An 11,114-nucleotide genomic window follows, 5' to 3' on the forward strand; every position below is an offset into this window, starting at 1 on the left:
AATCCTTCATTCTTCGATGCGGTCCAATTGCCGAACGCCAGTCCACGTGAGAGCGCTTGGCAAAACAGACACGCTTCTTTGGAAGGTTTCTTAAATAGGCCAATCTTGGCGGAATGCTGAAAGAGCTGAATGGAACCTTAAATCATCGGTGCCATTCGACTTTTTTTTCGCCCCCGAGAGCTTCTTCCCTGTCGCATTTCTGCCGCAAGCAAAGCGCGCGGCTCTTGGCGATGGCTGCGTTCAATTCGGTGCGTTGTTCACGATTTCGCAAATGTACGCTGAAATTGCTTTGCCGACCGCGTCTTCAATTTGGTGCGCGCAGTAACCCGTTTCTCCATAGTAACGCGCGACAAACAGTCCATTCTTGTCACGCACTTGTTTGTCGCCCTTTAAAGACTCAAACCAACTTCTCGCTGTGTTGCCAAAACAGCTATACGACACTTGATCTCCGGCCTTTTTCACTTCGTTGTCTTCGATGGCTTCGCGCAAACACTTGTTGTAAGACGACATGGAAGGATCCTGAAGTGATAGTTGCGCCACTGCCGCTGAGGACGACAGGAGAAAAGCGATTAATCCGAGACTGCGCATGCGTTGTTCCTCTCTAGTTTTCATGATCACAAACAATTTGGCCTTATTTGGATATCGCGCTGGGTGCCGGGGTATTTGCCTTGCGCACAAAAATATGAGACTCGGCGCAAAACGTTTGTCGTCCGCGAATAGCTAACCGGCCGATCCAGAAAAATTGGGCTCACGAACAAGGCGTTGAGCGCGTCAGACGCTTGAGCATGATGCGGATGATGGCGAGTTTGAGGAAGGCGGCGACGGTGGTCGCGTAGCATTCAGAGTCGGGCATGAGGCCGCGTTTGGCGAGCGGAATCATAGGGGCGATCAAGGCCCATTCGTCGTCGATCAAATCACAAGGGTAACGGAAGCTGCGACGATCGGCGGCGTCGCCATGTTCCAGCTTCCACATCGGCAAACCCCCATCCGAACCATCCATTTCGCAAGGGGATCTCGACCGACTTTTTCACCTCAACCTCTTTCAGGATCGGCTCTAAGGCAAATTGGAAACCGCGTTGTTAGCGCTGTCTCAACTAACTGCAAACCAGCGAGTGTTTGAAAAGATTATGGCCACCATTAGCTCGACATAATTTTATGACGTGAGTGCGCCTCGGCTGCGACTAATAGGCACATTCATGATGGCTCAAGTCGGATATTTCGCGCTTCTCTTGGCGCTGCTCATTTCGCTGATGCAAGCGGTTGCGCCATTTGTTCCTCTAAAACGCAAGGATCCCGTGATCGCTGTTTTCGTCGATCAAGCAGCCTTCGGGCAGCTTGTTTTTGTCATCATTGCTTTTGCGAGTCTGACCTATGCCTTCGTCATTTCGGATTTCTCGCTCTCGGTTGTCGCCGCTAATTCGCACACCACTAAGCCGCTCCTCTACAAGGTAACGGGAGTCTGGGGCAATCATGAAGGCTCTATGTTGCTATGGGTCCTGATATTGGCGGCTTTCGGCGCAGCGGTGGCGCTATTTGGCGACAACATTCCGGATCGCCTACGAAGCAAGACGCTCGGGGTTCACGCGATGATAGCGGTCGGCTTTCTCGCATTCATTATAATGACGTCCAATCCATTCGCTACGCTCGCGGAACCGCCCGCAGACGGCAATGGTCTCAACCCCATACTGCAAGACCCAGGCTTGGCGATTCACCCGCCGTTTCTCTACTTGGGCTATGTCGGATTTTCGATGGCTTTTTCCTTCTCCGTTGCAGCTTTGATTGAAGGACGAGTGGATGCGTGTTGGGCGCGCTGGGTCAGGCCATGGGTGCTCGCAGCGTGGTGTTTTCTCACCATCGGCATCGCACTTGGCAGCGCTTGGGCTTATTACACGCTCGGATGGGGTGGCTGGTGGTTTTGGGACCCAGTCGAAAATGCATCGCTAATGCCTTGGCTCGCTGGGACTGCTCTCCTACATTCAGCGCTGGTCGTCGAACGCCGAAGCACGCTCGTCAGCTGGACGATCCTACTTGGCATTCTCACCTTTTCACTGAGCCTCATCGGCACATTTTTGGTGCGGTCCGGCGTACTTACTAGCGTGCACGCCTTCGCGCAGGATCCCTCGCGCGGAGAATTCGTTTTGCTGCTGATCTTTCTTTCAACCGGAGGTTCGCTTGCGCTCTATGCCATTCGCGCGCCGAAACTCAAGACAGGCTCAGCTTTCTCCATAATCAGTCGCGAGAGCGGGCTGGTTCTCAATAATGTGTTGTTGAGCGCCGTCGCCTTCACGGTCCTTCTGGGAACTTTTTATCCGTTGGTCATTGATATGATAGGCGGCGACAAAATCTCAGTTGGGCCGCCATACTACGCCTTGACGTTCGTGCCGATCGCAACGCCTCTTCTACTGGTCATGGCGCTTGGTCCGGCGCTCAAGTGGAAACGCGACGATCTGCGCGCAGCGTTCAGCCGATTGAAACTCGCGGCGATCGGAGGCGTCGTCGGCGCGATCGTCGTTATGGGACTTACTTTCGGTCACAATATCCTGACGGCTTTTTTTATGGCCGTCGCCATCTGGATCATCGTCGGGTCGATACTGCTTTTGGCGCAGCGCGTGCGTCTTGGCTCGGCGCCGTTCTCAACCTCGGTCAAGCTGATTGGGACGACGCCGCGCGCCTTTTACGGACTCGTCATCGCTCACGCTGGGATCGGCGTTCTTGTCGCCGGCATCGCTGGCATGTCGACCTGGGCGACGGAGAAAATCGATCTCATGCGGCCCGGCCAGGCCATCGAACTTTCTGGTTACGAGTTGCGATTGCGCTCGATCGACGATGTCCAGGGCCCGAATTATGAAGCCGAACGAGGAAGCTTCGAGATCACCCGCAATGGGCGACTGGTGACGCAACTGTATAGCGAGAGACGCTTCTATCCGGTGCGGCAACAGCAGACGACCGCAGCAGGCATCCGCACCAACCTCATCTCAAACCTCTATGTGGCGTTGGGCGAATCCGATGGCGCCGGCCGCTGGACCGTGCGTTTTTACTATCATCCGTTTATGCCACTCGTTTGGATCGGCGCGTTTACCATGGCGTTCGGCGGCTTCGTATCCTTATCTGATCGCCGGTTTCGCGTGGGCGCGCCGAAGCGTTCCGCACGCCTACCGGCTATGGCCCCAGCGCAATAGGAGGCCACTATGTCGCGTTTGACCTTCTTCGCGCCCTTGGCTGCATTTGTCCTCCTCCTGACTGGGCTTATGTTCAGCCTCAAGAACGATCCCCACAACATGCCATCGATGCTGATCGACAAGGCCGCGCCGACTTTCGTGCTCGCCTCGCTTGCCGATGGCGGCGATTCCGGCCTTTCGAACGAAGACTTGAAGGGTGAGCCGTTGCTGCTCAATGTTTTTGCGTCCTGGTGTCCAGCTTGTCGCGTCGAGCACCCTTTTCTGATGCGATTGGCGAACAACCAGGATTTCAAGATTGTCGGAATCGACTGGAAGGACAATCGGCAAAAGGGCCAACGCTGGCTTGCTCAATATCAGAGCCCATACACCCACGTCGGCTTCGATGAAAGCGGTCGCGTCGGCATCGACTTCGGCGTGACCGGCGTACCAGAAACTTTCGTCATCGATCGTGACGGGCGCGTGCGCTACCGTCACGCAGGCCCTCTCACCGAGGAGGTTTGGAGAGATGTTTTTGAGCCGCTCTTAATGCATTTGCGGAGCGCTCCATGAAGCAAACATCACGGACTTTGTGAGGCGCCACTTCGAAAGTGGTCTGGCATAGATGTTTCTTCTTCACCAATCATGACCATGTTCTTGCCATTGCGTGCGGCGTCATTGGCACCAATGCCTCGACCGTCCGCAACGGCCTAACCCCGGGGTGCCGTATACGAATTTGGACGGAGTCCATCGCTTTTTCATCGCGAAGGAAGCGGCTTTGGTCCAGGCAGCGGCGAAATCCATCGCACGACTGAGCGCCATTGCGCGCCTTATCGCGGAAGAAGAAGAAGCGAACAGTCTGTGCACACGAACTTCACGGTCTTGATCTGGCGGACATTCGCTTGAGACAGAACCAGTTTGTTGAAGGGAATATCGCGCGACGCGCTGAATTGAATTTTCTGAGCCGACTTGGCCAAGGGATGAACTCCGCGACGGGCGGCCAGGAGCCTCTCTCGCCTGCAACCCGTCACGAAACGCAGCGTCGCCCTCTAACTGTGACGGCGACGCCGCGACATCCGGGAGATGGGGGCAGGGTAGCGACGACGAGCAAAGCAGACACAGCTTGCTAATGCGCCGGCACGGCTGGATGTCGTGCGCTCGAACAGTTTCTTTGCGCGCGTCTCGAGATTGAGCCTGACGTCCTGATGCGTCTTGGTGCGTGCGATCGCGGTCATCCTCTGCACAAAATCGAAGACGCTTTCTGGCTTCCGGCCTCCTCTGCGAGCACGGTCTCGATGATCCTGGCGGTATCCGTTTTCGAAAATCCGCGCCTGCCCAGAAATTAGGTGCGGTCGTGCTCGTTGCGCGCGACGATTGGCGCCCGCACGGCCCTGACGCCATTGATGAAGGGCATGGGCGAAGAATTGGCGAAGCGCGTCAGCGTCGGCGCCGCCGCCTCATGCGCGAAGCGCCGGTTAATTCGGCGCCTGCTCATTTTGCGCCTGCGCATTGATCACCCGCAAAGCATTGCTTTCGTACTTTAAGCAATAAATTAAATTCATTCTTTGGAATAAGAATAAATCCTAACGATCGTAGGGTGGTTTTTTGAAAAATGTCTGAATTATGTCTGAGCTAATTGACCAGAAAAAAGTATTAGCGGTATCTCATATCAAGAACATGATTTCGATTTCATGCTGCACCAGTAAAGGCGGAAATATGACTAAGAAATGTTCCGAATTTTCCCGCCTCAATGCTCTAGCAATCGGGAAAAAGTCCCTGCTTCTTTGCAGCGTCGGCGCGCCGATTTTGGCCTCGCTCGAAATCGCGTCGGCGGCGGCGCAAAACGCTTCGCAAACTTTGCCTGCCGTCACCGTGGACGCGCCGCGCGAAAAGCCCCAGGCCAAGGTGCAACAGCCAGCTCGTCCCACCTCCTCGGGATCGCGCGTCGCGCGCGGCGCCCATTCAACCGGGCCAAGACCAAATGTCGCCGCCGGGTCTGGCGCGCAGTCCGGGCCGCCGAACGCTGGGCCGCTTTTAGCCGGGCCAATCACTGCGCCGACGCCGCCAACGGGAGAAATCGGCAATCTGCCGCCGGCCTATGCCGGCGGTGAAGTCGCTCGCGGCGCAAGACTCGGCATGCTCGGCAATCGCGATTTCATGGACACGCCGTTCAACGTCACGAGCTTCACGTCGGCGCTTATCGAGAATCAGCAGGCGCGCACGTTACAACAGGTGCTGGAGAACGATCCGTCCGTTCGCATGTCCACGTCGGCGGGGCATATTCGAGAGAATTTCAGAATTCGCGGCTTTCCCGTGCTCGGCAGCGAGCTCGCGCTCAATGGCCTATACGGCCTCGCGCCCGACGGCCATGTGCCGACAGAGTTCTTGGAGCGGGTCGAAGTGCTTAAGGGCCCGGGGGCTTTGCTTAACGGAATGGCGCCTTTCGGCGCAGTGGGCGGCTCGATCAATCTCGTCACGAAACATGCGGGCGACGCGCCGATCACCAGCGTCAGCAGCGACTACACGTCGAATACTCAGTTCGGCACGCATATCGACGTTGGACGGCGCGTCGGCGACCACAATCAGTTAGGCATCCGCTACAACGGCGTTTTCCGCAAAGGCGAGACTGCGCTCGACGATCAGTGGAAAGTGCGCGGGCTCAATGCGCTGGCGCTCGATTACCGCGAAGAGCGCGTGAGGTTGTCGATTGACGCCTATCACAGCCAGGAAATCTTCAAGAACGGCAGCGCATTCTTCGCGAGCTTCAGCGGCATTGGAGTTGCGGTTCCGCCACACGCCAGCACGAATCTTTTTCTCGGCACGAACGCCCGATTCGAGAACAAGGCGGTCGAGGCGCGCGCCGAACTGGATGTCACAGAAAATGCCACGGTTTTTGCCGCCATCGGCATTCTGGACAGTAGAAACTTCGGCTTCACCAACGGCACCCAGGCGACGAGCGTCAATCTGCTCGGCAGCTTCACCGGCCAGCGAATCGTCAATCTGCGCGGCTATACAAAAACGCTGTCGACACAGGGCGGATTGCGTGGCGCGTTCGACATGGGGCCGCTTCGCCATCAATTCGTGGTGAGCGCTGCGGCGCTGAAATTCAGCCAGAGTTCGGAATTTGGATTCACCGGATCTTACCGGTCGAACATCTATCTTCCCTCCACTCCGCCTTTGGCGCCGCCGCCGCCGGTCGTCCCGAATACGGCGTTCAATCCCAGGCAACCCTATTTTGTGACCGATCCGAGGAAGACGGGAGACAATTATCTCGCGAGCCTCGCGTTCGCCGACACGATCTCCGCCCTGGACGAGCGGATTCAGTTCATCGGCGGCCTGCGCAGCCAACGGGTGATGACCAAGACGTACACGGCCAACACAGGCTTGGAGACGAACTCCTATGACAGCCACCGTCTCTCGCCAGCCTTCGCGCTGATCGTGAAGTCGTTCGACAACCGCCTATCGCTCTACGCCAACTATATTGAAGGCCTCAGTCAGGGCTTGCGCGTCACTAATCCGCTCGCGACCAATTTCAATGAGTCATTCCCGCCTTTCGTCTCGAAACAGGTCGAGACCGGCGCAAAGCTCGATTTGGGCATTTTCGCGAATACGCTCAGCTTCTACGAGATTACCCAGCCGACTCTGGCGACCGTGACTACGGGAGGTCTGATCTCCTATAAGCCGGTCCGGCAGCGCAACCAGGGCATAGAGTGGAACGTCTTCGGCGAACCCGTGCCAGGCTTTCGCGTGCTGGGCGGCGTCTCTTACATGATTGGCGTCATCACCCAGAGCGCGGACGGACGCACCACCGGAAAGAACGCATTCGGCATTCCGCGATGGCAGGTGAATATGTATGGCGAGTGGGATCTTCCCTATCTCGTCGGGGTAACCGCGGAAGGCCGCGTCGTCTATACGAGCGCGCTCTACGTCGATTCGCTCAACTGGTACCGAATTCCTGAGTGGGCGCGTTTCGACGCCGGTCTTCGCTATGCAACGAAGGTCTACGGCGCGGACATGACGCTGCGGGCGAATGTGAACAATCTGTTCGATCACAGCTATTGGTCCGGCGCCTTCAACGACGGTTTCGCCACGCTGGACGCGCCGCGCACTGTCCTTCTGTCGGCGAGTTTCAACTTCTGACGGCGGGAGCGGACGATGAATCTCTCACCCGCAGCCGTTACGATCGCAGCCCTTGTCGCCATCGTAGCGGGCGCCGCCTGCTTCTATCTCGGCGCGCCCAATCAGCGATGGCTGCCGCGGCGATTGCCGTCATGGCCGAGCCGCGTCGCTTGCGCGGCGCTGCTGTTTCTCGGCGTTTTCATTTGGAGTCAGGCAGTTCAGCTGTCGACCGCGATTTTCGCCACTCTCGCCTTGACCATGCTTCTCTTCATCATTTTTCCGTGGCTGGGGGCGCTGCGCACTGTCATCAGGAATGCGCCATGAAAGAGATCCGACCCGACTGGATCAGCAAAACATTAGCGGGCGCCATTTTGGGCTTCAGTCTCGCGCTCGCGCTTGCGGGGCTTTTTGCATGGTTGGGTCCAGGCGGATTGGGCACTCCAAACAAATTTCAGCTCGTGATGTGGCTTGTCCCGCCGATCTGGCTGACGACGCTTAGCCTTTGCTTTCTTTTTACCAGCGGAACGCGCGCCTGGCTCTGGTTGGGCGGCGCCAATCTCATAGCCTACGCCGGTCTGTTCGCCTGCCGTCAACTCATTCACTAACGGGACAACGAACGATGCGTAGCGACGTTGTTCGCCTCTATAAGGTTGTTCATACCTGGACAGGCATCACCGCTGGGATGTTTCTGTTCATCGCTTTCTACGCCGGCTCCATCACCGTCTTCGCCGAGCCGCTCGCCCGATGGGCTTCATCCCCCGCTTCCGTTCGGCTCACAGCCCTCGCCCAGTCGGATGAATTAATCGCGCGCACGCTTGCCGCTCGTCCCGACGCCGCCAAGGAATTCACGCTTCACTTGGGCGAGACCGAAGATCTTTGGGCGCGCCTCACATGGCGGAAAGGCAAGGACGACAAGTCGCCCTGGTCGGCGGATATCTCTTCCGCAGGCGACCTTCGGTTCGCGCGGTCATATCGCTCGAGTCTCTCCGACTTCGTCGACAACATCCATCGGACCGCCGGCATTCCCGGCGCCAATGACATTGGCGAGACCCTCATGGGAGTCGTGAGCGCCGTTTACGCCGTCGCGCTCGTCTCGGGATTGATCGTCGTTCTGCCTTCGCTCGTTAAGGATCTCTTCGCACTGCGGATCGGACCCAATCTCAAGCGCATGTGGCTCGATGCGCACAATGTCGTGGGCGTCGTCAGCCTGCCGTTCCACATCGTCATCGCTCTAAGCGCCGTCGTTTTCTGTTTGCATGAGCCGTTGTACGACGCGCTCGACTATGTCGTCTACGACGGCCGTCTGAAATCGATCATGGCCACGAGCAACCCTTTCACCGCAATCAAGAAGGACGAGCGACCTGCGTCGATGCTGCCGGTCAATGTTCTCCTAGATCGGGTGAAAGCGGCGTCGCCGAGCTTTGTCCCCGTCGAGATGCGGTATCGAAATGCTGGGCTTCGCGGCGCGTCGGTTCAAGTTTGGGGATACGACACGCGTTACATGACGAGAGGCAAGGGGTTTGCAGTCATCAGTCCGGTCACCGGCGAGATCGCGAACACGGATTATCTGCCAGGCAGAGAGGGGACTTGGACAGGAATTGTGGCGACGTTTTTCGCCCTGCATTTCGCTACCTTCGGCGGCGATATCGTCCGCGTCTGTTACTTTCTTCTCGGCATTGCGGGCGCCTTTCTGTTTTATTCAGGCAATTTGCTCTGGATTGAATCACGCCGGCGAACTGAGCGGCGACATGGCGGCCCGGTAAATCAGAAAACATCGACGCGCACGATGGCCGCGGCCACTGTCGGCGTTTGTCTTGGCGTCATCTGCGCGATCTCCATCACGATCGTAGCAGAGAGGTGGTTGAGCGGCAGGGTCGCGAACATCGATGTTTGGCGCAACGCCATTTATTACTGTGTTTTTCTTGGGAGCGTGCTCTGGTCATTCCTCAGAGGAGCCGCCGCTGCGAGCGTTGAGCTTCTCTGGCTCGCCGCGATTGCCACCGCTGCAATTCCCCTTACCACGCTGACCGGCTGGACATCGCCCGCGCTCGGCGTGCAGGGCTCGGCGAGCTTGGCGGCGCTTGGCGTCGACCTCGTCGCACTTTTTTCCGCTCTATGCTTCGTCTGGATGGCGCGGTCGGCCGCCCATCGCGTGGAATTTGGAACGGCCGACAGCGTTTGGGCCGCGCCTCAACGGCAATTGCGAGAGGCGGCGCGATGATGACGCCTTGCGAGCAAGTGTTGACGACACGTTTTGGCGAAGACGTGGGAACCGATCGTTGGTGGCGCCGAGTGGCTATCGAAGGCTGTCCGATCGTCTCGGCGATAGGCGGGAATCGCGCTCGTGTCTTGTTCTTGTGGCGCGACCCTGAAGGCGACGAGACGCATTCAATGACGCGTCGCATCTACATCGATATTCCTTCCGTCACGGATCATCATAACGGCGAGCTCGCGTCTTTGGAGAGAATCGCTGGAACAGATGTCTGGCGTTGGTCGTTCGAGGTAGAGGCGGATTGGCGCGGAAGCTACTCTTTCATACCCGTGGACGACGAGCGTCTTCCGCCGAGCGAGCCCGGCGCTGACGATGAAGTCGCAACGAGAAACTGGTGGCGTTCGGCGTTCAAGCTCGCGCAGACCGATCCGCTGAATCCAAACCAATGTCACGTCGGCCTGCGCGGGCAGCCGTTTTCCGCAGTCCATCTGCCTCAGGCGCCATTTCAAACGGAATGGCGAGACGTCGACCGCAAGAACCGCTCCGCCGCCGATGTAAGCCGTCTCCAACGCATGGAATGGAACAGCACCCGGCTGAGCAATACCCGCCGTGTTTGGATTTATCGCACGGGCGCGACGGACAAAAAAAGAGAGCTTCCCCTGGTTGTGCTCCTCGACGGGCAATACTGGGCCGAAGCGATGCCGGTCTTCTCGGCTTTGGATAATACGACACAAGAGGACGTTCTCCCGCCCAGCGTCTATCTCCTCATAGACTCGCTCGACGCAAGCCTTCGGATGCGCGAACTTGCTTGTGACGAAGCGTTTCTTGAGGCTGTCCAAGAAGAGCTGTTGCCGGTCGCGGCGATCGTCGCGCCATTCACGCGCAATCCGCGCAAGACCGTCATCGCCGGGCAGAGCTTCGGCGGTTTGGCTGCGCTTTTCGCCGGGTTGCGGTCGCCCAAGCGCTTTGGCTGCGTGCTCGCTCAATCCGGCTCGTTTTGGTGGCCTGGAGCTTACGCACGAGAGGCCGTGCGGCCTCAGCCGCCCGCTGATGTGAGCAATTCGCCGGATGTCCTCGCCCGCCAGGTCGAGAACAGCAAGAGCGCATCATCTCGCCTTCGAGTTTTTCTTGAGGCTGGAAGCTTCGAGAAAGTCATTCGACCAGCCAGCGATCGCATACATCGAACACTCATCGGCGCAGGGCACGACTCCCACTATCGCGTCTATTCGGGCGGACACGATCCGCTCTGCTGGCGCGGCGGCTTGCTCGACGGACTGTCCTTTCTGCTTGCCGAAAACCCACCGGCGTCCGTTGAGGCTGCGGAGTCTCGGCGCGGCGTTTCATCATTAGCGATTTCAAACGCGACGGAGTGAGTTGTGGACGACGCTCAGCAAAATCCATTCGACGACGAAAGCCTTACGTTCCTCGTCCTGGTCAATTCGCAAGGGCAGCACAGTCTTTGGCCAACATTCGCTCAGGAGCCGCGAGGTTGGCGACGGCTCTTCGGTCCGAGCGAACGGAGTGCCTGCCTCAAGTTTGTCGATGAGCATTGGATCGACATGCGTCCGGGATCTCTCCGAGACGCTTCTTAGCCCCGCTGATCTGCGATTTTTCATAAGACGGCATTT

General features: G+C 57.8%; 10 protein-coding genes and 1 pseudogene. 8 read left to right on the forward strand and 3 right to left on the reverse strand.

The annotated features are described in order from the left end of the window. Window positions 1-240: 240 nt before the first annotated feature. Both FEV16_RS11215 and FEV16_RS11220 read right to left on the reverse strand, forming a co-directional pair. Window positions 241-588: a hypothetical protein gene (locus FEV16_RS11215; protein WP_138167726.1), complete on the reverse strand. Its 348-nt coding sequence runs from the start codon at window positions 586-588 to the stop codon at window positions 241-243. Window positions 589-748: 160 nt separating this feature from the next. Further along, the gene (locus FEV16_RS11220) at window positions 749-1,000 is read right to left on the reverse strand and encodes a hypothetical protein (RefSeq protein WP_210234882.1); all 252 of its coding nucleotides are present in this window, start codon (window positions 998-1,000) and stop codon (window positions 749-751) included. 196 nt (window positions 1,001-1,196) lie between these two features. Between FEV16_RS11220 and FEV16_RS11225 the strand changes: the two genes are divergently transcribed. Then, window positions 1,197-3,179, forward strand: a complete 1,983-nt coding sequence (locus FEV16_RS11225; protein WP_138167728.1) for a heme lyase CcmF/NrfE family subunit — start codon at window positions 1,197-1,199, stop codon at window positions 3,177-3,179. A gap of 9 nt (window positions 3,180-3,188) precedes the next feature. Next, complete coding sequence (locus FEV16_RS11230) at window positions 3,189-3,728, forward strand: DsbE family thiol:disulfide interchange protein (RefSeq protein WP_138167729.1); 540 nt, start codon at window positions 3,189-3,191, stop codon at window positions 3,726-3,728. 581 nt (window positions 3,729-4,309) lie between these two features. Here FEV16_RS11230 and FEV16_RS11240 read toward each other — a convergent pair. Then, window positions 4,310-4,626 (reverse strand): annotated as a pseudogene (locus FEV16_RS11240) (hypothetical protein); the annotation flags it as partial. Between the two features lie 245 nt (window positions 4,627-4,871). Here FEV16_RS11240 and FEV16_RS11245 point away from each other — a divergent pair. From FEV16_RS11245 to FEV16_RS11270, 6 genes are read left to right on the forward strand one after another with little or no spacing between them, the layout of a single operon-like run. Beyond that, on the forward strand, window positions 4,872-7,295 hold the full coding sequence (locus tag FEV16_RS11245; protein ID WP_138167731.1) for a TonB-dependent siderophore receptor: 2,424 nt from the start codon (window positions 4,872-4,874) through the stop codon (window positions 7,293-7,295). A gap of 15 nt (window positions 7,296-7,310) precedes the next feature. Then, window positions 7,311-7,598: a hypothetical protein gene (locus tag FEV16_RS11250; protein WP_138167732.1), complete on the forward strand. Its 288-nt coding sequence runs from the start codon at window positions 7,311-7,313 to the stop codon at window positions 7,596-7,598. Next, window positions 7,595-7,879 carry a hypothetical protein gene (locus FEV16_RS11255; RefSeq protein WP_138167733.1) on the forward strand — a complete coding sequence of 95 codons (285 nt, stop codon included), beginning with the start codon at window positions 7,595-7,597 and terminating at the stop codon, window positions 7,877-7,879. Before FEV16_RS11250 ends, FEV16_RS11255 begins: the two co-directional genes overlap by 4 nt. Before the next feature lie 14 nt (window positions 7,880-7,893). Then, window positions 7,894-9,495, forward strand: a complete 1,602-nt coding sequence (locus FEV16_RS11260; protein WP_138167734.1) for a PepSY-associated TM helix domain-containing protein — start codon at window positions 7,894-7,896, stop codon at window positions 9,493-9,495. Beyond that, window positions 9,492-10,859, forward strand: coding sequence for an enterochelin esterase (gene fes / locus FEV16_RS11265; protein ID WP_138167735.1), 1,368 nt, complete (start codon window positions 9,492-9,494; stop codon window positions 10,857-10,859). Before FEV16_RS11260 ends, fes begins: the two co-directional genes overlap by 4 nt. 3 nt (window positions 10,860-10,862) lie before the next feature. Further along, window positions 10,863-11,078 carry an MbtH family protein gene (locus FEV16_RS11270; protein ID WP_138167736.1) on the forward strand — a complete coding sequence of 72 codons (216 nt, stop codon included), beginning with the start codon at window positions 10,863-10,865 and terminating at the stop codon, window positions 11,076-11,078. The last annotated feature ends 36 nt before the right edge of the window (window positions 11,079-11,114 follow it).

This window comes from Methylocystis sp. B8 (genome assembly GCF_005771425.1).
Taxonomy (GTDB): Bacteria; Pseudomonadota; Alphaproteobacteria; order Rhizobiales; family Beijerinckiaceae; genus Methylocystis.

Coding starts and splice junctions, on each gene's coding strand:
- FEV16_RS11215 (WP_138167726.1), bottom strand. CDS start 588: ATGCGCAGTCTCGGATTAATCGCTTTTCTCCTGTCGTCCTCAGCGGCA.
- FEV16_RS11220 (WP_210234882.1), bottom strand. CDS start 1,000: ATGGATGGTTCGGATGGGGGTTTGCCGATGTGGAAGCTGGAACATGGC.
- FEV16_RS11225 (WP_138167728.1), top strand. CDS start 1,197: ATGATGGCTCAAGTCGGATATTTCGCGCTTCTCTTGGCGCTGCTCATT.
- FEV16_RS11230 (WP_138167729.1), top strand. CDS start 3,189: ATGTCGCGTTTGACCTTCTTCGCGCCCTTGGCTGCATTTGTCCTCCTC.
- FEV16_RS11245 (WP_138167731.1), top strand. CDS start 4,872: ATGACTAAGAAATGTTCCGAATTTTCCCGCCTCAATGCTCTAGCAATC.
- FEV16_RS11250 (WP_138167732.1), top strand. CDS start 7,311: ATGAATCTCTCACCCGCAGCCGTTACGATCGCAGCCCTTGTCGCCATC.
- FEV16_RS11255 (WP_138167733.1), top strand. CDS start 7,595: ATGAAAGAGATCCGACCCGACTGGATCAGCAAAACATTAGCGGGCGCC.
- FEV16_RS11260 (WP_138167734.1), top strand. CDS start 7,894: ATGCGTAGCGACGTTGTTCGCCTCTATAAGGTTGTTCATACCTGGACA.
- fes (WP_138167735.1), top strand. CDS start 9,492: ATGATGACGCCTTGCGAGCAAGTGTTGACGACACGTTTTGGCGAAGAC.